This is a genomic window from Winslowiella sp. 2C04, from assembly GCF_050037805.1.
Classification (GTDB): Bacteria; Pseudomonadota; Gammaproteobacteria; order Enterobacterales; family Enterobacteriaceae; genus Erwinia; species Erwinia toletana_A.
Genome location: NZ_CP188300.1, coordinates 1,423,126 through 1,445,733, shown reverse-complemented (window position 1 = coordinate 1,445,733; position 22,608 = coordinate 1,423,126). Strand labels below are relative to the sequence as shown.

Here is a 22,608-nt window from a genome sequence, read left to right as displayed (position 1 = left end):
CCATTTATGTCAGGGGCGAATCGCTTCGCCCCTCAGCATTATGCTGACTGACGTGCTTGCAGGAACAAATTGTCCCACATGCCAATCACCAGCGCCTGATCGCGTGGCGAAAGCTCGCCGGCATCAATGGCAGTATGCAGGCTTCTTTGCACCTGAATCTGCAACGCTTCCGGCGTGTGTTCGCCGGCCAACTCTACCTCGGCAACCGCCAGCGTAAGATGACCGCGCAGATACCCGCTGGCAAACAGCTCATCGTCACTGGCGTGCTCAACCATATCGTCAATCAGGGCCAGAATGCGCTCTTCAAATTCTGCGATCATGTCATTTCCTCTTCTTCAAAATTCACTCCCACAGGCATCACAGATCTTCCGGCCACGGAAACTGTGCTGCGGTAATCGGGGGCGTTGAGTAATACGAACGAAGTGCTTCAATAAAGCGTGCCGGGCGCGCAGGAATGCCATTGTTCAGATATTCAATAACCTGAGCCTGCACCTTTCGTTGAAAGGCGATACGGTCGGGTTCACAATCTCCGTTGAGATTGTCACAACTTACATTGAAGGGAAACCCTGCGGCAACGGAAAACAGCCATTCCAGCGCCTGCGGTTTAATCTCAACCGATTCGAACTGGTTTTGCGTGGTTTCATCACGGCCATCCGGGCAATACCAGTAGCCGAAATCCACCTGCTTGCGCCGTTCAGCACCGGCAATACACCAGTGCGAAATTTCGTGCAGTGCGCTGGCGTAGTAGCCGTGGGCAAATACCACCCGATTCCACGGTGACTGGTCATCGGCGGGCAGATAAATAGGTTCGTCGTCGCCTTTGATCAGGCGGGTCTGAAAATCCTGGTTAAAGCAGTCATCAAACAGGTTAATAAGCTGCTGATAATGGTGCGTTGTGGTCATTGGACTTGTCATCAGATAAAAAAAACCGTGCGATTGTCGCATTAAGCCTGAGCAGTTTCGAGCACTAATGCCCCTGAGCTATTCTCAGAACAGCGTGTGCAGCCACGCGCCAACTTGTGTGCCGTAATTGTCATACAGCAGCTTGCTGCTCATCACTGCCGAGACAGTGACCACCATTGGACGAATCAGCGTTTGCCCGCGGCTTAACACCATACGCGCACCCAGTCGCGCGCCGCAGATAGCGCCCAGCAGCATAATCAGCCCGGTGCCCCACACCACTTTGCCACCAAACATAAAGAACAGCAGTCCGCCAATATTGGAGGTGAAGTTCAGTACCTTGGCATGGGCGGTGGATTTTGCCAGGTTGTAACCGCACAGGGTGACAAACGCCAGCGCATAGAAGGAACCGGCACCTGGACCGAAAAAGCCGTCGTAAAAACCGACGCAACCCCCGGCAATCAACGCAAACGGCAGACCGTGCAGGCGGCGCACGCGATCTTCTTCACCGAGGCGCGGCATCAGCAGGAAATAGAGGCCGATGGCGATAATCAGTAGCGGCAGCACCTGGCGCAACAGGCCGGGCTGGATATGCTGAATCAGAATCGCACCGCTTACCGAGCCGATAAAGGTCATGGCAATATTGAGTTTCTGCTCGGCAAGATTGACCGCCTTGCGGCGGACAAAGTACAGGCTGGCAGAGAAAGAGCCCCCCACCGCCTGTAGCTTATTGGTAGCCAGCGCCTGCGCCGGCGACATGCCAACCGCCAGCAGAGCCGGAACGGTCAGTAATCCCCCGCCGCCGGCAATGGAGTCGATAAATGCCGCCAGTACTGCCACAAAAAACAGCAGCCCGACCAGCATCGGGCTGACAACGAACCAGTCCATCGCTGTTCCTAAAGTAAGTGCTTATCCAGTAATGCCTGACATGAGGGTGGCAACGGTGGCGGTTCGCGTTTTACTGACGATCCACTACCCGGTTTTTTTGGTTCAAACCAGCTGTTCAGCTCGGCACCACAGCCATCACCCGGCGGTGGCGGCGCCTGCTCTTCACACTCGCTGCTACCCACCGGGCAGCGCAAACGCACATGCATATGCGCGCGATGGCCAAACCACGGCCGCACTTTACGCAGCCAGTCACGATCGCTGCCGGCATCAGCACAAAGCTGCTTTTTAATCGCCGGATTGACGAAGATACGCGTTACTTCCTCATCTTTCGCCGCCAGTTTAATCAGGCTGTCGATCTGTGGCTGCCAGTGACGCGCCACCACATTACGTCCATCAGCGCTGACCAAATCGAGCGGCTGAGGTTTCAACAGCATTTGCGCCGTCCAGCGTTTCTTCGGCAACTGCAGCCAGATATCAACGTCAAGACCGGACTGATGGCTGGCGTGACCGCTACTGAAGCGCCCACCTGCCGCCATGCCCATATCGCCAATCAGCACTTCACCAAGACCGAGACTTCCCACCTGTGAGGTCAGGCGCTGAATAAACAGAATCAGATCGGGATGGCCAAAATAGCGACGCTGATCCTGACGCATTACCTGATAGTTGGCAGCCTCAAGCGGCAGCGGTTGCGCGCCAATAATACAACCATTGGCAAAGGCCCCAATCGACTGCGGGCTACCGCTAATCGGCTGATGAATCGATTGCCAGGGCGTAGCGGCCAGCAGCGGAGTACTGACCAGCAGAGTGCAGAGTGCGAGCAGCAGCTTTTTCATCAGATTACCAACGCGGTACGTTGCTGTTAACGTCGCCACACTGCGCGCGTTGACGCATCAGGTGATCCATTAACACAATCGCCATCATCGCTTCGGCAATCGGCACCGCACGGATGCCCACGCACGGATCGTGACGGCCACGGGTGATCATCTCTTTTTCTTCACCATGGCGGTTAATGGTTTTACCCGGCACGGTAATGCTGGAGGTCGGTTTCATTGCCAGATTAGCAATCACCGTCTGACCACTGCTGATACCGCCGAGAATGCCGCCGGCATGGTTGCTCTGGAAACCATCGGCGCGAATCTCATCACGATGCTGGCTACCGCGCTGATTTACCACCGCAAAGCCGTCACCGATTTCTACCCCTTTCACCGCGTTGATGCTCATCAGCGCGTGCGCCAGATCGGCATCCAGGCGATCAAACACCGGCTCACCCCAGCCAGCCGGGACGTTTTCTGCCATCACTGTGACTTTAGCGCCGATGGAATCGCCCTCTTTCTTCAGCGCACGCATCAGCTCATCCAGCGCCTCCAGTTTGTCCGGATCCGGGCAAAAGAACGGGTTCTGTTCGACCTGATCCCAGTCTTTCAGTTCGCAAGCCACTTCACCGATCTGCGACAAATAACCGCGCACGATAATGCCGTGCTTCAGCGCGAGGTATTTTTTGGCAATCGCACCCGCAGCCACGCGCATCGAGGTTTCACGCGCGGACGAGCGGCCACCACCACGGTAATCACGCAGACCATATTTTTGTTCGTAGGTATAATCGGCGTGTCCCGGACGGAACAGATCTTTAATTTCGCTGTAATCCTGCGAACGTTGATCGGTATTTTCAATCAGCAGGCCGATCGGCGTTCCGGTGGTTATCCCTTCGAACACGCCGGAAAGGATTTTCACCTGATCCGGTTCGCGACGCTGGGTGGTATAGCGTGACGTGCCGGGACGGCGACGATCGAGATCGTGCTGCAAATCGGCTTCGGTGAGTGGAATACCTGGCGGCACACCATCTACGATACAGCCCAGCGCGATACCATGCGACTCACCGAAAGTGGTGACGCGGAAGAGTTGACCAACAGTGTTACCCGCCATTTCTAATCCCTCTATTCTGTCAGGAGGCTACTTTTTATTTAATCTTTATACATTTTGAAGTGATGGGCAGCATCGATAATCTGCTGCTTTGTCAGCATAAACACGCCGTCACCGCCGTTATCGAACTCCAGCCAGGTAAACGGCACGTCAGGATACTGATCCATCATGTGCACCATGCTGTTGCCGACTTCACACACCAGAACACCGTTATCAGTCAGGAAATCAGGCGCACAGGCCAGAATGCGGCGTGTCAGTTTCAGCCCATCGCTGCCGGCGGCCAGACCGAGTTCCGGTTCATGGCGATACTCATCCGGCAGATCGTCCATATCGTCGGCATCGACGTAAGGTGGATTGGTAACGATCAGGTCGTACTGAATTTTTGGCAGATCGCGGAACAGATCGGAACGGATTGGCGTCACGTTATGCAGCATGCCATGAGCGTCAATATTCTGCTCGGTGACGGCCAACGCATCCAACGAAATATCCACCGCGTCAACTTCCGCTTCCGGGAAAGCGTAGGCGCAGGCGATGGCGATACAACCACTGCCGGTACACATATCAAGGATATGCTGTGGCTGATGGTCGATAATCGAGGCAAAGTGATTATTGATCAGCTCGCCGATTGGCGAACGTGGCACCAGTACCCGCTCATCGACATAGAATTCGTGACCGCAGAACCAGGCTTTATTGGTCAAGTAGGCAACCGGAACACGCTCGTTGATGCGGCGTATCACGCGCTCAACAATCCGATGACGCTCACTGGAAGTCAGCCGCGCAAGGCGCATATCTTCAGGAATATCCAGCGGTAAATACAGCGTTGGCAACACCAGCTGAACGGCTTCGTCCCATGGGTTATCGGTGCCATGACCATACCAGATGTTGGCTGCTGAAAAACGGCTCACCGTCCAGCGCAGCATGTCCTGAATGGTATGCAGTTCGTTCACTGCTTCATCGACGAAAATTTTGTCCAAGTTGCCCTCCGCAGGCCGTTCTGTAAACTCGGCCGCTAGTTTGCCACGAAGCCGGCAATAATTCAGCGCAGAGAGGCGAAAAAGCTGACTTTTGTTACAACGGCGAGTTAAGGTAGGAGTCTGACGGGCCGAAGCCGTTTGCCCGGCTTGCCGCAAATTAACATGACTGTGAAGACTAATGACCCGGAAAGAAAAACTTAGCGCAGATGATAAAGCCCTGTTTCGTCAGCTAATGAGCGGTACGCGCAAACTGGCGCAGGACACCATTGTTCACCCGCCAAAGCGCAAAAAACTCGGTGAGGTGCCGGTGAAACGGCTGCTGTCCGAACAGGCCGATAATAGCCACTATTTTTCCGATGAGTTTCAGCCGCTGCTGTCGTCGGAGGGCCCGGTGCGCTATGTGCGCAGCGACGTCAGCCATTACGAAATGAAAAAGCTGCGCCGCGGTGACTATACGCCAGAGATTTTTCTCGATCTCCATGGGCTGACGCAAAATCAGGCTAAGCAGGAGCTGGGAGCATTGATCGCCGCCTGTCGTCGCGAACATATTTTTTGCGCCAGCGTGATGCACGGGCACGGCAAACGGGTGCTTAAACAGCAGACGCCATTATGGTTAGCCCAGCACCCATGGGTGATGGCCTTTCATCAGGCACCGAAAGAGTTTGGCGGCGATGCCGCATTGCTGGTATTGATTGAAGTGGAAGAGTGGCAGCCGCCAGAGCTGCTGTTGTAACCTTGCCGCTGGGTGCCGGGATAATTCAAATTCTTCAGGGGAGCCGTTGTCGGCTCCCGTCATCATTCCGTGCAGAGCGCCCGCTCTATATCGCTTTGGCTAATTTTTTCGGGCTAACCTGCCATTCCAGCTTACCCTGGCTGTTTGCCGCATCGAAATCAATACAGGCGATGGCCGAGGTGGAGAACATCGGTGGTGCCTCTTGCGGGCAGAGTTCAGAAACCAGGTAACCCACCAGCGGCAGATGTGAAATCACCAGCACCGATTTTACCCCTTCATTTGCCAGCGTCTGCAAATAGCAGGCCACTAAACCAGGATCGCCTCCCGGCGTCAGCTCAGGTAATTCATCCTGCTCTTCAGGCAACGGCAGCACTTCACGAACCGTGGCCAGTGTCTGCTGCGCGCGCAGATAGGGACTCACCAGCACACGTTCTATATCCACAGCCTGGCCGTTAAGCCAGTTGGCCATCTGGCGAGATTCATCGCAGCCACAATGAGTTAGGGGCCTGACAGAATCACTTGCTGCATCTAATGCCGCATCGCCGTGACGCATGATAAAAACTTGCATATTGCACCACTGTTGTTGAAAAAATCGCCGCGAACAGAGGTTCGCTGACTCTTCATTCTGCGAATGAACGCTGTGTTGTACCCTAATGCCGGAAGTTAAGTCAACCGATTGTGCATTTAATAAGCGCCTGTACCGACAGCGCCACCGCCTGCGCTGTCGGGTGCCTCAGCTAAGCCACTGAATCAATATGGTTATCACTGTCTTTCTCAGCTTTGTAAAACTTTATATTCTGCTGAGCCATGCATTGCAGCGCCTCGCAAGGTGCAAAACGCTCACCGTACTTCTGACTCAGACGAGTCAATGTGCTGACCACCATTGTGGCACCTGTGCTGTCGATATAATGGAACGGACCGCCCAAAAACGGAGGAAAACCAATACCGAATACCGCACCAATATCTCCATCCCGCGCGCTGTGAATCACCTGCTCGTCAAGACAGCGTGCCGCTTCATTCAACATCATCATCACGCAGCGTTCAGCAACAGATGACGCATCAAGCTGCGCTTGCGGTTTCACCTTGATCAGCGAATAAATACTGGCATCTACCTGTTTTTTGCGCTGCCAGCCTGAGGTCGGATAGCGATAAAAACCACGGCCATTTTTGCGACCTTTACGGTTATCCTGCAATACCGCGTCAAACTCGGCGGGAGCAGCAAATCGCTCGCCATACGCCTGCTGCAAAATCGGCATGATTTTAGTGCCGACATCAATTCCCACTTCATCCAGCAGCTGAATCGGCCCGACCGGAAAACCAAACTTTACCAGCGCATTATCGATATTCTCAATCGGCTCACCTTCCAGCACGCAGCGCATCGCTTCATTGATATACGGTGCCAGGATGCGGTTAACATAAAAACCGGCGCGATCGGCTACCACAATCGGCGTTTTGCCCTGCTTCTTCGCCAGCGCCACAGTAGTCGCGACAGTCTGCGCACTGGTTCCGGCATGAGGAATCACTTCCACCAGCGGCATTTTATCCACCGGACTAAAATAGTGCAGACCAATGATATTTTCTGGCCGCTGCGCCTGCGCGGCGATATCAGCGATGGGCAATGAAGAGGTATTGGAGGCGAAAATGGTGGCTGGTGCGCAGTGCTGCTCGACCTCCGCCACCATTTGCTGTTTCAGTGACAAATCTTCAAATACCGCTTCAATCATCACATCCCGCTGCTGAAAACCGCGATATTGGATATCGCCAGAAATCAATGCCATCTGCCGCTGCCGCTCAGCAGGCTTGATATGCCGACGTTTAACTTTCTTGCTCAACGCATCCCAGCTGTATTTCATTGCATGGTTAATTCCTTCGGCGTTGATATCTTTGATCCGCACCGGTAAACCTGCACGGGTGGCGGTGACAGCGGCGATTCCCCCGCCCATCAAACCGCCGCCCAACACGCCAATACGGTGAAGTGCGACGGGTTCAGCATTCGCGCCATGCTCTTTTTTCATCGCCGTAGTAGCAAAAAACAGGCTGCGCAGCGCCTGTGACTGCGGCGTCATCACCAGCTCGCCAAAGGCTTTTGCTTCTGCCGCATAACCACTCTGGCTACCGTGCTCCAGCCCATCTCGTACCACCGTCAAAATCTTTTCCGTTGCCGGATAATTACCGTGCGTCTTCGCTCGCGTCTGGCGTGCCGCCAGCATAAATATCAGCGCACGGCCCAAGGGGCCGTTAGCCAGACGTTCGCGCACCGGCAGGCGGCCACGCGTCTGATGGCCCTGCAATACCCGCGCGACCGCCGACTCCAGCAGAATACTGTGCGGCACCGCGTCATCCACCAGACCCAGTTTCAGCGCCTGACGGGCGCGCAGAGTTTTACCGGTCAGCATCAGGTTAAGCGCCGGTGAAACGCCGACCAACCGTGGCAAACGCTGGGTGCCGCCGGAACCCGGCAGTAAACCCAGCTGCACTTCCGGCAGGCCGAGCCGGGTTTTATCGTCCAGCGTACAGATACGCTGACTACAGGCCAGCGCCAGCTCCAGCCCACCGCCGAGGCAGGCTCCATGTATCGCCGCTACCACCGGAAATGGCAGCCCGGCGATATCATTCATCACTTTTTGCCCCTGCTTCGCCAGGGTTTCGGCCTGCTGCGCGGAGTCACAGCCAGCGATCATGCCGATATCCGCCCCGGCAATAAAAGAGTCAGGCTTACCGGAAATCATCACCAGCCCGGCCAAATGAGGATTTTCCTGTGCACGCTGAATCACTTCCCGAACCTGATCGGCAAACGCGGCTTTCAGGGTATTCATTTTCTCGTCCGGCACATCGATGGTAATCACCCCGACGTTATCCAGACGCATCTGTAAGTGAAATGCAGATGACTGTTCCATTATTCGGCCTCCAGAACCATTGCCGCACCCAGTCCGCCTGCCGCACAGGCCGTCACCAGCCCCAAGCCGCCGCCGCGCCGTTTCAGTTCATTCAGGGTTTGGGTAATCATGCGCGCACCGGTAGCGGCGAACGGATGCCCGTAGGCAATCGAACCGCCCAGTACATTAAAACGCTCTTCATTAACCTCACCCAGCGCGTGCGGACGATTCAGCACTTCGCGGGCAAAGCGTTCATCATTGAACATTTTCAGATTCGCCAGCGTCTGCGCGGCAAACGCTTCGTGCATATCGACAAGCGTCAGATCGCTCAGGGTGATACCGGCACGATCGAGCGCCAGCGGCGAAGCATATGACGGGCCGAGCAGCATATCCTGCCAGACATCAATAGCGGTAAAGGCATAGCTGCGCAGATACCCCAAGGGTACGATGCCCAGTTCGCGCGCGCGCGATTCGGTCATCAGGATCACCGCCGCGGCACCGTCGGTCAGCGGAGTACTGTTGGCGGCAGTTACGGTGCCGTGCTGACGGTCAAAAGCCGGACGAAGCTTCGCGTAATCCTCCAGCGTTGAGTCAAGGCGCACGTTGTTATCCTGCTCAAAGGCAGCGCGCCACGGCGGCACAAATGCCGTCATTACTTCACCGGCCAGCTTGCCCTGTTGCCAGGCCTGAGCGGCGCGCTGATGTGAGCGATGGGCCAGAGCATCCTGCTGTTCCCGGCTGATGCCATGGCTTTTAGCCATCTGCTCGGCGGTATCGCCCATGCGCAGTCCGGTGGAGTATTCCGCCACCGCCGGTGGCACCGGCAACAAATCACGCGGACGCAGCTGGCTAATCAGCTTCATTTTTTGTGAGAACGAACGCGCTTTACTGAGATCGACCAGCGTGCGGCCCAGCTTTTTGCTGACGCCAATTGGCAATACCGATGAGGAATCCGCGCCACCGGCAATACCAGCCTGAATGGTGCCCGCCAGCAGACTTTCCGCCACATTGGCCACCGCCTGAAAACTGGTGGCACAGGCTCGGCTGACGCTGTAGGCATCGGTATGCACACTGAGACCGCTACCCAGCACGATTTCGCGCGCAATATTCGGCGCTTCTGGCATTTGCACTACCTGGCCGAAAACCAGTTGTTCTATCGCTTCAGGGGGAATATCACTGCGAGCCAGTAATTCACTGACCACCATCCGGCCCAGCTCAACCGCCGGAATACCGTGCAGCGCGCTGGCCTGGCGGGCAAAAGGAGTACGTAATCCGTGAGTTATCGCGATGCGTTCGCCCTGACGCGTCAGCAAAGGTAGCGCTTTGCTCATTATTATCACCTGTTAACCGAGATCGGAGGCATCATTGCCAAAAGAGGTCTGACCTGATCCAGTGTTAACCAGAATGTGACAATGCGCCAAGCACCCCGGCATAAAAATGCGAGTGCTGACACGAATTTAGCGACAAGTGGCAGACCAGCTGCCACTCGGAAGGAGGGTTTAGCGCAGGCCGAGCTGGAAGATCATGGTCTCCGCCTGGCAGCTAAAGATAAAATCAATATCAAGACGAACGCCGTCACGCTCTTCGCTAAAGCGGGCATTAATTTCACAAGGCTCTGACTCAACCGCACGCGCTTTTTCGCTCAGGGTGGCCAGCATCGCCTCAGCCGCTGCACGATCGCTAAATAGCTGGCTGTATGACGCAGTGCAGTCGGTATTATCCATAATGGTGCCAACATCAACACAGCAGCAGGCGGCTGTTTCATTAGCGCTACATTTATTAATTGCGTTAGTCATTATTCTCTCCTCAATCATGCCACCCCAGCGGCAAGAAAATTAATTCACTATGCAATAGTTTACTCCTGCCTTATTAACGCAACCAGATTTAGTCGACCTGAAGCGCGTACAGTGACGAATATCACAGATAAATTTGATCCATGACAAATCTGAATGTTTACGAAGATTTCAATCGTCCCTTTTTTGTTAAGCAGATCTTATTTCACACATCATTTTGACAATATCTTGAAAACAAGATTGCAACATATATACCTGTCAGCCCTATACTTGGCGCACTGGTCTGATTTGTTAACAGACTGTCAGTCCCTACAATCCGCGATCCTTGTTACGCTTCGTAACAGAGTTTAATAAAAATCAGATAATGAGGTTGTGGTCATGAACCATAAGAACCTGTTTGCAAAGTCAGCTGTGGCAGCTGCAGTAGCATTAGTCTCTTCTCAGGTGTATGCAGCGGGCTTTCAGCTCAATGAATTCTCCTCGATTGGTTTAGGTCGCGCATATTCTGGCGAAGGTGCGATGGGAGATACTGCAGCCTCAGCCAGCCGTAACCCGGCAACCATGGCACTAATGAATCGTCCAGAATTCTCGATCGGTGCGGTATTTATCGACCCTGATGTCAATATTGATGGCACCAGCAGTTCAGGCGCCAGTCTGAAAGCCGATAATATTGCGCCAACGCAGTGGGTACCGAATATTCACTATGTGCAGCCGATTAACGATCAGTGGTGGGTTGGCGCATCCATTACCAGTAATTACGGCCTGGCAACCGAATTTAATAAAGGCTATGCCGCGGGCGGTTTCGCCGGTACCACTGACCTGATGACCGGTAACTTTAATATCAGCACCGCTTATCGACTGAATGAACACTTCAGTTTTGGTGTCGGATTTGACGCGGTTTATGCCAAAGCAAAAATTGAGCGCTACGCCGGTGAAGCAGGCTCACAGCTGGGTCTTGCGCCTGATACCCAGATTGCTCACCTGAAAGGCGATAAATGGGGCTACGGCTGGAACGCCGGTATTCTGTATGAAGTGGATGACAAAAACCGCTTTGGCTTTACCTATCGCTCAGAAGTTAAAATCGACTTCGACGGTGACTATAAAAGCGATCTGCCATCAGCAATCAACCCGATTGGCGGTCTGCTTGGCCTGCCTTACGGCACCGACGGCAATACCATACCGGGTTCTCTGACGCTGAACCTGCCGGAAATGTGGGAAGTGTCGGGTTACCATAAAGTCGCACCACAGTGGGCGGTTCACTACAGCCTGGCTTACACCAGCTGGAGCCAGTTCCAGGAGCTGAAAGCCACCGGTAACAATGGCCAGACGCTTTTCCAGAAAGATGAAGGCTTTAAAGATGCTTACCGCATCGCGCTGGGTACCAGCTACTTCTATGACGACAACTGGACTTTCCGTACCGGTATCGCCTTTGATGACAGCCCGGTGCCAGCCGATAAACGTTCAATCTCTATTCCTGACCAGGATCGTCTGTGGTTAAGCGCTGGTGCTTCCTACGCTATTAACCAGGATGCTTCGGTCGACGTCGGTGTTTCCTATATGCACGGCCAGCACGTAACGGTGAAAGAAGGCCCGTACACCTTCGAATCTGAAGGCAAAGCCTGGCTGTATGGCGCTAACCTGAACTACCGCTTCTGATTTGAGTCAATACAAAAAGGGAGCCGTTATATCGGCTCCCTTTCTCAAAGTATGCTGTTTGCAGGACGTCGAATAATTGACCTATTGCGAATCGATATCGTCCAGATCGTCCTGAATCGCCGCAGCGTTCGGATTTTCCATCGGTCTCAGCTTACCGCCACTTGCCAGGAAGTCATGACGCTGGAAGTAAGCGTTACGCACAAAGGCATAAGGATCGCTGGTATTGCGCAGCATCGCGTCGGAATCCAGCAGTTGAGCACGTGTCTCTACCCCTTCCAGCACCCATTTGCCTGCCGACATCCAGAAGGTCAGCCAGCTCAATGCCGGATACACGGTATCAACATAATCACCGCCATCTTCACGTAGCGTAAAGCCGCCATAGGCCGGTAATTCAACATACGGACCGTAGCCGACACCCCAGGCACCCAGCGTGCCACCAAAACGTTGTGGCTCTTCACGCGCCAGTTTCGGGTTAGCCATGCCTGCGACGTCAATAAAGCCGCCCATACCGAGAATGGTATTCAGGAAGAAACGGTTAAAGTGCACCATACCGCGATACGGGTCACCACGCAGGAAGGAGTTGACCATCGCCGCTGGCTCATCAAGGTTACCGAGGAAGTTTCCCAACCCGGTACGCGCCGGCGCTGGCACGTAATCTCGCCATGCTACGGCTACAGGGCGCACCACATACGGATCCAACACGTTATAGTTGAAGTTAAACATGGTACGGTTGAAACCTTCCAGCGGATCGGAACGCCCTTGCGGCTCGTTCGCGTCATTGGAACTGGCACAGCCAACCAGCAGCACACTTGCCAGTGCCAATCCCGTCAGGCGGTAATTCATGTTGTTCTCCCTGTACTGATAGATTATCTGGTGCTTTGAACCAGCTGATTAATCTCTACCGCCAGCTGCTGATGACCGTCGAATGGCGTCACAGCGCTTTCCCCCCGCCAGTCACCCGGCTGAGGATTCGCGCTGCCATCACGCGAGATGCGCACGCGTACTTGCACCTGATGCTGCGCCGAAAGCAGACGCTCGGGCATCATGGCATTGCTGTCATCAAGCGTCAGCGATAGTGGAAAATGACTCAGCGGCAGTTTTTTCACCGCCACCGGAACCGGTGAAACACCGTCAGAAACAGAAATATACAATACTCCGTCTTCATGTAACATTTTTTCTGCCTCTGCCGACAGACTGACGGTAACAGCCAGCTTACTGGATTGCTTGCCGGAATCAGTTTTCGCCTGCTCGATACTACGCTGAACCCTCTCCACGCGGCGATCGCCCGCCGGAAGCAGTGTCAGTATTTGCTGCCAGAAACTGATGGCGCGATCGTATTGTTGCTGCTGGAAAGCATTAAATGCCAACAAGCCCAGCACCTGCAGATCGTTTTTATCCGCCTGCAACATCTGTTGCAGCAGCAGTTCGGCTTCACGATTATCCTGCGGATCGCTGGAGCGGGTCAGTACTTCAGCGTAGCTGAGTTTAATCCCGGCGTCGTTCGGTGAGAGTTGCAGCGCATGCTGAAATGCCTGGCTGGCGGTTGTGGCATTATTCAGCACCATGCCAATTCTTCCCAGCATCAGCCAGTCATTAATATTTTGCGGATCGTTTTGCAGCTCGCTCCGAATGCCGAGGCCGAGACGCGCCAGTTCTTCCATCGTCAGCGGTTTGCCGTTCGGGTCCATTACCCGGGCACGCAGCGCAGGAAGATCGTTATTAATCTGCTGCCAGACCATTAACTGTGGCAGGCCGCCGACTTTAAAATAGAGCCCAAGGCTGACAATAAAAATCACCAGCACGCCCGGCAGCAATACCCAACGACTGACGCTGCGCGACTGCGCCTGCTGGCCAGCCGGAATATCAGTCAGCAGCGTTTGCTGTAACTCGCGCACCATTTCAGGTCGTTCTGCCACCACGCCCTGCGCTTCATCCTGTTCCAGCTCCTGTAAACGCTGATGATAAAACGCTTTATTCAGGGTATCGCGATCGTCGGCGCTGGCATTACGGCTGCGCCAGCCAGCAATCAGCAGTAATGCACTGGCCGCCAACAACAACCCGCCAAGGGTTAGCCAAAACACGCTCATGGTTGCTTCCTGTTATTCTTCAATAGCTCATCAAGACGCTGCTGATCGGCGGCATCGAATCGCTGCTGTTGCTGCGACGGCTGACGCTTTCTGCTGCGCAGGATAATCACTAAGGCCCCCATCACCACAAACAGCGCCGGGCCTGCCCAAAGAATCAGCGTGGACAGCGTCAGCGGCGGCTGATAAGTCACAAAATGACCGTAGCGCGCCACCATATAATCGGTGATCTGCTGTTTACTCTGCCCCTGCTTCGTCAGCTGATAAACTTTCAGGCGCATATCGGCGGCAATCATCGCGTTGGAATCGGCAATACTGTTGTTCTGACATTTTGGGCAGCGCAGCGATTCCGTCAATTCGCGGTACTGCTGTTCTTGCTGCGGCGAATCAAATTGCCAGGTATCGATGGCGGCAAACGCGCTGAAACTCAACAGCATTCCCACCAGCAGTGTCATCAGCGATCTCACGAAGCGGACTCCTGACTGTATTTATCCCACAGCGGTTTCACTTCCTGCTGCCAGACGCGCTCATTCATATCACCGGCGTGGCGATAACGGATAATGCCGTTGCCGTCGATCAGGAAGGTTTCTGGCGCGCCATAGACGCCCAAATCCAGTCCCAGCATGCCGTCGCCGTCATACAGACTCAACGCATAGGGATTACCCAGCGTATTCAGCCAGTTCACTGCTTTATTGCGATCGTCTTTATAGTTCAGCCCGACGACCCGAATACCCTGCCGGGCCAGCGAGTTAAGATACTGATGTTCAGCACGACAGGTCGGACACCAGGTGGCCCAGACATTCAGCAAAATCGGCTTGCCGTCGTTTAGTACGGCCTGATCGTAAGTTTTACCGGGCTGATCCAGCGACTCCAGCTTAAATACCGGTACCGGTTTGCCAATTAATGCCGACTCCAGCAGCGTAGGATCTTCACCATCGGCATTGCGCGACAGCTGAGACAGCAGCGCCGCTGCCAGCAGCAGAAACAGAATTAGCGGAATAAAAAGAATCTTTTTGTTCATGCGGGCTCCTGCTGAACTTTTTTACGCGAGCGATAGCGCGGATCGAGCAGACAAAGAATGCCGCCTAATGCCATAAACAGGCCACCGAACCAAATCCAGCGCACAAACGGCTTAAAGTAAATGCGCACTGCCCATGAGTTGTCGCCCAGCTCTTCACCGAGCGCCGCATAGAGATCGCGGGTTAATCCACCGTCAATGGCCGCTTCGGTCATCATTGAACGGGTCACACTGTAAAACCGTTTTTCCGCATGCAGCGTCGCTTCATGTTTACCGTTGCGGGTGACGTCAATCAGCGCCACGCCGCCGCTGTAATTCGGGCCATTCAGCTGGCGCACATCGCGGAAAACAAAGTGATAGTTATCAATATCAACGCTGTCGCCAGCTTTCATCCGCACGTCGCGCTCGACGCTATAATTCTGACTAAAGGCGATGCCAATTACCGTTACCGCAACGCCAAGGTGGCCCAGAACCATGCCCCAGTGGCTGCGCGACAGTTTAGTTAAACCTTTAAAGAAGCTATGGCGATGGGTGGCACGCTCATGCAACTCCATCAGCGTCAGAATAATCACCCACAGCGCCATCATCAGCCCCACCACCGTCATCGCTTCAATACGGTCCTGCATCAGCCACGGCAGCAGCACCGATAACGCCAGCGTTGCCACCAGCGCCAGCGCCAGCCGTTTCCACAGTTTTTGCGGCTCGTCACGACGCCAGCGGACCAGCGGCCCGATGCCGAGCATCAGCGCCAGCGGAGCCATCAGCCAGCTGAACATGGTATTAAAGAAGGGTTCACCGATAGAAATCGTGCCGAGGCCCAGCTGCTTATGCACCAGCGGCAGTAGCGTTCCCAGCAACACCACCAGCATGGCGGCGACCAGTAACACGTTGTTGCCCAACAGAAACGACTCGCGCGACCAAAGCTCGTTCAGCACCCGACCGCGCACCTTCCCGCCCTTCACCGCGTACAGCAGCAGCGAACCGCCGATCACAATCACCAGGAAGGCGAGAATAAACATGCCGCGCGCCGGATCGGAGGCAAAAGAGTGCACCGAAACCAGTACGCCGGAACGAACAAGGAAGGTGCCCAGCAGGCTAAGCGAGAACGCGCTAATTGCCAGCAATACCGTCCAGGCTTTAAAAGTGCCGCGCTTTTCCGTCACCGCCAGTGAGTGAATCAGTGCAGTACCAGCCAGCCACGGCATAAATGAAGCGTTTTCAACCGGATCCCAGAACCACCAGCCGCCCCAGCCCAGCTCATAGTAAGCCCAGGCCGAGCCCAGCACGATACCAATGGTCAGAAACACCCACGCGGCGGTAGTCCACGGACGCGACCAGCGCGCCCACGCGGTATCCAGCCGACCCGCCATCAGCGAAGCAATCGCAAACGCAAACGCCACCGAAAATCCGACATAGCCCATATACAGCAGCGGCGGATGGAAAATCAGCCCGATATCCTGCAGCATCGGATTCAGATCATTACCATCAATCGGAATATCCGGCAGCGTGCGGGTAAACGGATTGGATGTCAGAGTGATAAACAGCAGAAAACCGAGGTTAATCATTCCCATCACTGCCAGCACGCGGGCAATGGAATCCAGCGGCATACCGCGACTCAACAGCGCCACCAGTAGCGTCCAGCAACTTAACAGCAGCACCCACAGCAGCAGCGAACCTTCATGCGCACCCCAGGTGGCGGCAATACGGTAATAAACCGGCAACAGGGTGTTGGAGTTGGTCGCTACATAAGCCACGCTGAAATCATTGACGATAAAAGCATGAACCAGTATCGCGAAGGCGGCGGCAATGCAGAAAAACAGCCCGTAAGTCAGCGGGCGCGCCAGCGCCATCAGCCGCGCATCCTGGCGCGATGCGCCCCACAGCGGATAGATACTCAGCAGCAGCGAAAGTGCCAGCGCCAGACAAAGCAGAAAACTGCCAATTTCAGGGATCATGACTGACCACCTTGTGCTGGCTGATAGGCATCTGCAGGACGCTGATGATTCTGCTTCATCGCGTCTTCAATTTCCGGCGGAGTGTATTTTTCATCATGCTTAGCCAGCACTTCTTTGGCATTGATCTGGTTGCCTGATTCCAGCACGCCCTGAGCCACTACCCCCTGCCCTTCACGGAACAGATCCGGCAAAATGCCTTCGTAACTGACGCTGACTACCCCGTTGGCGTCATACAGTTTGAAAGAGACACGCAGCGTCTGCGGGTCACGCTTTACACTGCCCGGCATCACCATGCCGCCAACGCGCAGGCGCTGACCGGATTCAGGTTTTTCCTGCGCCGCACCTTTGCCATTAATAATTTCACTGGGTGTATAAAACAGGTCAATATTCGATCGCAGGGCGTACATTACCAGCGCGGTCGCCAGACCAAGGCCAATCAGTATCGCCAGTATCAGATACAGGCGATTCTTACGACGGGTATTCACTGTTACTCTCCTGCCGCTTCAGTGACGGCTTTTTTTGTTTTTGCCGCACGGATACGACGTTCACGTGACTGGCGCTGGCGGATTTCAGCCAGTAACCGACGGCGTTGCAGCACGCTGTGAATAAACAGCGCGATCAGCGGGATCACGGTGAAACAGACGGCCAGCCAGACATAAAAGGCATAGCCGCCCATGGCGAAGAATGCTTGCCAGGATGAGAAAGCCGGCGTCATGCTTTGCGCCCTCCCTTTGCCGCCACGTCTGCCACCCATGGACGGTGGCGTTCGGTCAGCAGTAACAGATTACGCAAGCGCATCAGCGTCAGGGCAATAAACACCAGCAGATAACCAAGAATCGACCAGCGCAGCGGGGTGCGCATACTTGGCGCAATGGCCTGTTGCAGCACGCCGGACGACCCCTGATGCAAAGTATTCCACCACTGAACCGAGTAATGAATAATCGGGATATTTACCACCCCGACCAGGATAAGTATCCCGGCGGCGCGCCCGGCCACGCGGCGATCCTCAAAGGAGCTGTAAAGCGCTATCACGCCCATATAAAGGAACAGCAGCACCAGCTCGGAAGTCAGTCGCGCATCCCAGATCCACCAGGTTCCCCACATCGGTTTACCCCAGGCGGAACCGGTTACCAGTGCGATAAAGGTAAACACCGCACCAACCGGTGCCATCGCCGCCGCTGCCAAATCGGCGGTTTTGATCTGCCACACCAGCCCAACAAACGCCGCGATAGCCATTGAGGCATAAATACCCATCGACCACATGGCGGCCGGCACGTGAATATAGATAATGCGATAGCTGTCACCCTGCTGATAATCCGCCGGTGCGAAGCCGAAGCCCCATATCCAACCGAGCAGCAGGGATGCCAGACCAGCAAGGGTAAACCAGGGCACCAGTCGCCCACATAACTGATAAAGCCGCTCCGGCTTCGCCAGCTGATGTAACCACTTCCACATGTTTAATTGCTCACAATAAAATAAAAAAAGTTGTCGTTATTATCATGCTGCGACAGCCGTTAATGCAGGCTGATGCGCAGTGCTGCCGCCGTGGCAAATGGAGCCAGCGTGGCGCTGCCAACCATCATCGCGCCGAGGATCGCCAGATAACCGTCAATCGCTAATCCCTGACCGGCGGCATCAATTGCCGCACTGGCAAAAATCAGTACCGGAATCGCCAGAGGCAACACCAGCAAACTTAACAACACGCCACCGCGGCGCAGTCCAACCGTCAGCGCCACGCCAATCGCGCCGAGAAAACTCAAGGTCGGCGTGCCCAGTAACAGCGTCAGCGCCATCGCGCGCCAGCTGGCAAAATCCAGCGACAGCAGCAGGGCCGCCAGAGGCGACAGCAGCAGCAGCGGTAAACCGGTGATCAGCCAGTGCGCGATAACCTTGCCGAGCACGGTAATCGCCAGCGGCGTTGGCAACAGCAACAATTGCTCCAGCGAGCCATCCATAAAGTCGTCGCGAAACAGTCGCTCAAGCGCTAACAGTGAAGAAAGCAATGCGGCAACCCAGACGATGCCGGGGGCAATACGCGCCAGCAGCTGAGGCTCCGGCCCAACGCCGAGTGGAAACAGGGTGATGACAATCAGGAAAAACCACAGGGGATTGACAATCTCAGCACCACTGCGAAAGGCGATTTGCAGCTCGCGCATTATTACCCGCCACAGCATCACACCGCCTCCGCAGCGGTCAGCTGAATTTTGCGCACCGTCTGAAACGCATCGGGCAGATCTTGGTGCGTGGTTAAAATCACCGCCCCACCCTGCTGCGCATGCTGTGAAAAGAGAGACATCAGTTTTTCTACGCCTGATTTATCGATAGCCGTCAGTGGCTCATCAAGAATCCATAATTTGGCGCGACTCAACCATAAACGTGCCAGCGCTACACGCCGCTGCTGTCCGGCGGAAAGCTGAGCCACCGCCAGCTCTTCAAATCCGAGCAAGTCTACTGCTTCCAGCGCGGCAAACAGTTGATCTTCATCGCAGCCGGCATGATAAAAGGCAAGATTTTCCAGCGGGGTTAATACCGCTTTAACTCCCGGCTGATGGCCGAGATAGAGTAATTCGCTATGCCACCGATCGCGCTGCTGGCGAATATCCTGCTGATGCCACAGCACCTCACCGCTTTCCGGCCGGCTAAGCCCAGCCAGCAAACGCAGCAACGACGTTTTACCGGCTCCGTTCGGTCCTTCGATCTGCACGATATCGCCTGCTGAAACCAGAAAACTCAGGTCGCTAAACAGAAATCGTTCATCGCGGATACATGTCAGATTTTTAGCTTCCAGCATCGGGGAGAGAGTCACACAGAATAATTAAGATCAGAATAATAACATAAGGGAGCATTACTTCGCAGCCCGATCGCCCTTATTGACCCTGGCGTTATGATGGATATGCCATCAATTGCACCTTTTATTGCTTAAAAATAACCCAAAGTTAAAGCTTTGTTACCCTTCTTATAACTTAAGGTTACATTTTATCACGGTGATAAAAACCCACTACGCTTAAAGAGCGTAACGTCAGCTATCACCGAGGAAAATCATGGCGCAGCAAGATAAAAATCAACTGGATGATGTAGAAGTAGAGAGTGAAGAAAGTGAACAGGGAAAAGAAATTGAAGTAGATGAGGAAGAGTTACCTTCGGCTGCGGCAGCTGTTCATGAGCAAATTCGTTCAGACGGCGAAAAGGAGCTGGAACGCGACGGCATGGCCCTGCTGTGGTCGGCGATTGCCGCGGGTTTATCAATGGGCGCTTCGCTGATGGCCAAAGGGATTTTCCAGGTACACCTTGGCGACCTTCCCGGTGGATTTTTGCTGGAAAACCTCGGCTACACCTTTGGTTTTGTCATTGTCATCATGGCACGCCAACAACTGTTTACGGAAAATACCGTAACCGCCGTGCTGCCGATTATGCACAAACCTACCGGCAGCAATTTTCTGTTGCTGCTCCGCCTGTGGGGCATTGTATTAATGGGCAATATTGTTGGCACCGGGCTGGCCGCGCTGGCATTTAATCATATGCCTATTTTCGACGACGCCACGCGTGAAGCCTTTACCCATATCAGTGAAAAAGTGATGGCCAACCCGCCTGCCGAAATGTTTGCTAACGCAGTGGTTTCAGGCTGGATTATCGCCACAATGGTGTGGATGTTCCCTTCAGCCGGCGCAGCCAAAATCGTGGTAATCATTATGATGACATGGCTGGTGGCGCTGGGCGATTTAGCCCATATCGTGGTGGGTTCGGTCGAGGTGCTCTATCTGGTATTTGACGGCACGATCCCGTGGTATGAGTTTTTCTGGCCTTTCGCGCTGCCGACGCTGGCTGGCAATATTATTGGCGGAACCTTTATTTTTGCGCTGATCAGCCATGCGCAAATTCGTAATGAAATTAGCCAGAAAGCCAAGGCAGAAGCGGCAGCGAAAAAACGCAAAGCAGAGCGCGAAGAGCAATCAGAAGAAAATAGTCAGTCCTGACTGGCGACAGAATAAGCAATTGGACGGGTAAGTAGTTAATCTGCGTGTAAAAATGCGCTATACTGCCCGTCCTCGTCCCCTTAGTTAAATGGATATAACGAGCCCCTCCTAAGGGCTAGTTGTAGGTTCGATTCCTGCAGGGGACGCCATATGTTAGCCCACCTAAGTATTTTAAAGTCTAGTCAACTCTTCAACTTCAAACACTTACCTTCCATTTGTAGCCCATTAACGTACACCGTCATATTTCAAAATCCACGCTGTTTTGTTGGTACATATGTTGGTATTTTAAGTTCGATAATGCATATACCATCAGAAGAGGGTTTTTAGTATGGCGCTAACTGAGTTAACAGTAAGAAATACAAAGCCTTCTGATAAACCTGTCAAATTGACAGACGGTAATGGTATGCACCTGTTGATCACCACAAGTGGTTCCAAGTATTGGCGTTTTCAGTATCGCTTCGCTGGTAAACAGAAAATTCTCGCACTGGGTGTTTATCCAGAGGTTTCATTGTCAGAAGCCAGACGAAGAAGAGATGAAGCCCGTCAGCTCATTGCAAACCATGTAGACCCAAGTGAAAAGCGAAAAGCGCAAAAGATTGAGAGCAAAGGCTTGCTAACATTTGAGCAAGTTGCCAGAGAATGGCATACCAGTAACAGAACCTGGTCAGACAGTCATAGAACAACTGTTTTGAACAGCCTTGTTTCCCATGTGTTCCCAGTCATCGGCAAACGTAATATCAGCGAACTAAAAACTCGTGATTTATTGGTTCCTTTAAAAAAAGCAGAAGCTTCTGGACACCATGAACTGGCTTCCCGCTTACAACAGCGCATTACGGCGGTAATGAGGTATGCCGTTCACAATGCGTTGATTGAACAGAATCCTGCAAACGACCTCGCTGGTGCTGTTGTTTCCACTAAAAGTGTTCATCGCCCTGCCCTTTCTTTAGAGCGCTTGCCAGAACTGATGAATAGACTGGAAGCTTATAAAGGAAAAGGTATTACTCAAATTGCAGTGCAGTTAACACTCCTGACCTTTGTCCGTTCGAGTGAATTGCGATTTGCCCGCTGGTCAGAAGTTGATCTGAAGAACTCATTGTGGACTATTCCCGGAAAGCGAAAACCTATGAACGGGGTAAAATATTCTGCAAGAGGGGCAAAGATGAAAACCCCACATCTGGTTCCACTAAGCACACAAGCTAAAGCACTCTTGGAAGAGCTTCACTCGATCAGTGGTGACAAAGAACTTATGTTTATCAGTTTTACTGGGGACGACAAACCTATCAGTGAAAACACTGTCAACAAAGCGCTCAGGACAATGGGCTATGATACGAAAGTAGAAGTCTGCGGGCATGGTTTCAGGACTATGGCATGTAGTGCCTTAATCGAATCGGGATTATGGTCGAAAGATGCTGTGGAAAGACAAATGAGCCACCAGGAACGCAACAGTGTCCGGGCTGCTTACATACATAAAGCGGAGCATTTGGAAGAACGGCGACTCATGTTGCAATGGTGGGCTGACTATCTGGAAGTTTGTAAAGAAGAAGCACTTACACCTTTTTCCTTCTCAAATCATCAAGCAATTCGGTGAGTTTCAAGTCACACACAATTGATATTTTGTAATGGTCTCCTCAGTGGGGGCTATGAAAACCTAAAAAATAATATATAGCACTTATAGGCAAAGCGAAAACAATCTTAATAAACAGTAAATATGCTTGTTATACAGAACACGAATCTGCAATTAGTCAGTTTATTTATACCATTTTTCATATCCACTAATCCCCTCATATGGTTTCAAATCTTTTAAAGTTTTAAAAAGTGCTATATTAAATCAATGACC

24 protein-coding genes and 1 tRNA gene are annotated in these 22,608 nt (G+C 53.5%); 5 read left to right on the top strand and 20 right to left on the bottom strand.

The features are described 5' to 3' along the window. Positions 1-38: 38 nt before the first annotated feature. From ACP3TC_RS06320 to prmB, 6 genes are all read right to left on the bottom strand, one after another. Positions 39-320, bottom strand: coding sequence for a YfcL family protein (locus ACP3TC_RS06320; protein ID WP_313852946.1), 282 nt, complete (start codon positions 318-320; stop codon positions 39-41). A gap of 37 nt (positions 321-357) precedes the next feature. Then, positions 358-903: an elongation factor P hydroxylase gene (locus tag ACP3TC_RS06315; protein ID WP_313852948.1), complete on the bottom strand. Its 546-nt coding sequence runs from the start codon at positions 901-903 to the stop codon at positions 358-360. A gap of 84 nt (positions 904-987) precedes the next feature. Beyond that, on the bottom strand, positions 988-1,788 hold the full coding sequence (locus tag ACP3TC_RS06310) for a sulfite exporter TauE/SafE family protein (RefSeq protein ID WP_313852949.1): 801 nt from the start codon (positions 1,786-1,788) through the stop codon (positions 988-990). Positions 1,789-1,796: 8 nt separating this feature from the next. Continuing rightward, positions 1,797-2,621 (bottom strand): penicillin-insensitive murein endopeptidase, encoded by an 825-nt coding sequence (gene mepA / locus ACP3TC_RS06305; RefSeq protein ID WP_426817798.1) that lies wholly within the window; start codon positions 2,619-2,621, stop codon positions 1,797-1,799. Between the two features lie 4 nt (positions 2,622-2,625). Continuing rightward, a complete protein-coding gene (gene aroC, locus ACP3TC_RS06300) occupies positions 2,626-3,711 on the bottom strand; it encodes a chorismate synthase (protein ID WP_426817797.1) in 1,086 nt (361 codons plus the stop codon). Between the two features lie 38 nt (positions 3,712-3,749). Further along, positions 3,750-4,682 (bottom strand): 50S ribosomal protein L3 N(5)-glutamine methyltransferase, encoded by a 933-nt coding sequence (gene prmB / locus ACP3TC_RS06295; protein ID WP_313852954.1) that lies wholly within the window; start codon positions 4,680-4,682, stop codon positions 3,750-3,752. A 178-nt stretch (positions 4,683-4,860) separates the two neighbouring features. On the opposite strand from prmB, the gene smrB reads away from it, so the two are divergent. After that, positions 4,861-5,415: an endonuclease SmrB gene (smrB, locus tag ACP3TC_RS06290; protein WP_313852955.1), complete on the top strand. Its 555-nt coding sequence runs from the start codon at positions 4,861-4,863 to the stop codon at positions 5,413-5,415. An 85-nt stretch (positions 5,416-5,500) separates the two neighbouring features. Here the strand turns inward: smrB and sixA are convergent, their stop codons facing one another. From sixA to ACP3TC_RS06270, 4 genes are all read right to left on the bottom strand, one after another. Continuing rightward, positions 5,501-5,983, bottom strand: a complete 483-nt coding sequence (sixA, locus tag ACP3TC_RS06285; protein WP_313852956.1) for a phosphohistidine phosphatase SixA — start codon at positions 5,981-5,983, stop codon at positions 5,501-5,503. A 169-nt stretch (positions 5,984-6,152) separates the two neighbouring features. Further along, complete coding sequence (gene fadJ, locus ACP3TC_RS06280) at positions 6,153-8,312, bottom strand: fatty acid oxidation complex subunit alpha FadJ (RefSeq protein WP_426817796.1); 2,160 nt, start codon at positions 8,310-8,312, stop codon at positions 6,153-6,155. Then, a complete protein-coding gene (fadI, locus tag ACP3TC_RS06275) occupies positions 8,312-9,622 on the bottom strand; it encodes an acetyl-CoA C-acyltransferase FadI (RefSeq protein ID WP_426817795.1) in 1,311 nt (436 codons plus the stop codon). Before fadI ends, fadJ begins: the two co-directional genes overlap by 1 nt. A gap of 168 nt (positions 9,623-9,790) precedes the next feature. Further along, on the bottom strand, positions 9,791-10,087 hold the full coding sequence (locus tag ACP3TC_RS06270; RefSeq protein WP_313852960.1) for a YfcZ/YiiS family protein: 297 nt from the start codon (positions 10,085-10,087) through the stop codon (positions 9,791-9,793). 375 nt (positions 10,088-10,462) lie between these two features. Between ACP3TC_RS06270 and fadL the strand changes: the two genes are divergently transcribed. Beyond that, positions 10,463-11,740, top strand: coding sequence for a long-chain fatty acid transporter FadL (fadL, locus tag ACP3TC_RS06265; RefSeq protein ID WP_313852961.1), 1,278 nt, complete (start codon positions 10,463-10,465; stop codon positions 11,738-11,740). Positions 11,741-11,821: 81 nt separating this feature from the next. Here fadL and mlaA read toward each other — a convergent pair whose 3' ends face one another. The 10 genes from mlaA to ccmA are packed head-to-tail and all read right to left on the bottom strand — an operon-like array spanning position 11,822 to position 19,588. Continuing rightward, positions 11,822-12,583 (bottom strand): phospholipid-binding lipoprotein MlaA, encoded by a 762-nt coding sequence (gene mlaA / locus ACP3TC_RS06260; RefSeq protein ID WP_313852962.1) that lies wholly within the window; start codon positions 12,581-12,583, stop codon positions 11,822-11,824. A gap of 23 nt (positions 12,584-12,606) precedes the next feature. After that, complete coding sequence (ccmI, locus tag ACP3TC_RS06255; protein WP_313852964.1) at positions 12,607-13,827, bottom strand: c-type cytochrome biogenesis protein CcmI; 1,221 nt, start codon at positions 13,825-13,827, stop codon at positions 12,607-12,609. After that, complete coding sequence (locus tag ACP3TC_RS06250; RefSeq protein WP_313852966.1) at positions 13,824-14,291, bottom strand: cytochrome c-type biogenesis protein; 468 nt, start codon at positions 14,289-14,291, stop codon at positions 13,824-13,826. Before ACP3TC_RS06250 ends, ccmI begins: the two co-directional genes overlap by 4 nt. Further along, positions 14,288-14,845, bottom strand: a complete 558-nt coding sequence (locus tag ACP3TC_RS06245) for a DsbE family thiol:disulfide interchange protein (RefSeq protein WP_313852968.1) — start codon at positions 14,843-14,845, stop codon at positions 14,288-14,290. The genes ACP3TC_RS06250 and ACP3TC_RS06245 overlap by 4 nt, the downstream gene beginning before the upstream one ends. Then, the gene (locus ACP3TC_RS06240; RefSeq protein ID WP_426817794.1) at positions 14,842-16,797 is read right to left on the bottom strand and encodes a heme lyase CcmF/NrfE family subunit; all 1,956 of its coding nucleotides are present in this window, start codon (positions 16,795-16,797) and stop codon (positions 14,842-14,844) included. Before ACP3TC_RS06240 ends, ACP3TC_RS06245 begins: the two co-directional genes overlap by 4 nt. Continuing rightward, on the bottom strand, positions 16,794-17,282 hold the full coding sequence (gene ccmE / locus ACP3TC_RS06235; RefSeq protein WP_426817793.1) for a cytochrome c maturation protein CcmE: 489 nt from the start codon (positions 17,280-17,282) through the stop codon (positions 16,794-16,796). The genes ACP3TC_RS06240 and ccmE overlap by 4 nt, the downstream gene beginning before the upstream one ends. A gap of 2 nt (positions 17,283-17,284) precedes the next feature. After that, positions 17,285-17,512, bottom strand: a complete 228-nt coding sequence (gene ccmD / locus ACP3TC_RS06230) for a heme exporter protein CcmD (RefSeq protein ID WP_426817792.1) — start codon at positions 17,510-17,512, stop codon at positions 17,285-17,287. Further along, positions 17,509-18,252: a heme ABC transporter permease gene (locus ACP3TC_RS06225; protein ID WP_313852973.1), complete on the bottom strand. Its 744-nt coding sequence runs from the start codon at positions 18,250-18,252 to the stop codon at positions 17,509-17,511. Before ACP3TC_RS06225 ends, ccmD begins: the two co-directional genes overlap by 4 nt. Before the next feature lie 59 nt (positions 18,253-18,311). Beyond that, on the bottom strand, positions 18,312-18,971 hold the full coding sequence (gene ccmB / locus ACP3TC_RS06220) for a heme exporter protein CcmB (RefSeq protein WP_426818244.1): 660 nt from the start codon (positions 18,969-18,971) through the stop codon (positions 18,312-18,314). Further along, on the bottom strand, positions 18,971-19,588 hold the full coding sequence (gene ccmA / locus ACP3TC_RS06215) for a cytochrome c biogenesis heme-transporting ATPase CcmA (protein ID WP_313852975.1): 618 nt from the start codon (positions 19,586-19,588) through the stop codon (positions 18,971-18,973). The genes ccmB and ccmA overlap by 1 nt, the downstream gene beginning before the upstream one ends. A gap of 250 nt (positions 19,589-19,838) precedes the next feature. On the opposite strand from ccmA, the gene ACP3TC_RS06210 reads away from it, so the two are divergent. The 3 genes from ACP3TC_RS06210 to ACP3TC_RS06200 all read left to right on the top strand — a co-directional run bounded on the left by ACP3TC_RS06210 (position 19,839) and on the right by ACP3TC_RS06200 (position 22,359). Next, positions 19,839-20,771 (top strand): formate/nitrite transporter family protein, encoded by a 933-nt coding sequence (locus ACP3TC_RS06210; RefSeq protein ID WP_426817791.1) that lies wholly within the window; start codon positions 19,839-19,841, stop codon positions 20,769-20,771. 74 nt (positions 20,772-20,845) lie between these two features. Beyond that, a tRNA-Arg gene (locus ACP3TC_RS06205) sits at positions 20,846-20,920 on the top strand. A 179-nt stretch (positions 20,921-21,099) separates the two neighbouring features. After that, positions 21,100-22,359: a tyrosine-type recombinase/integrase gene (locus tag ACP3TC_RS06200; protein ID WP_311972912.1), complete on the top strand. Its 1,260-nt coding sequence runs from the start codon at positions 21,100-21,102 to the stop codon at positions 22,357-22,359. The last annotated feature ends 249 nt before the right edge of the window (positions 22,360-22,608 follow it).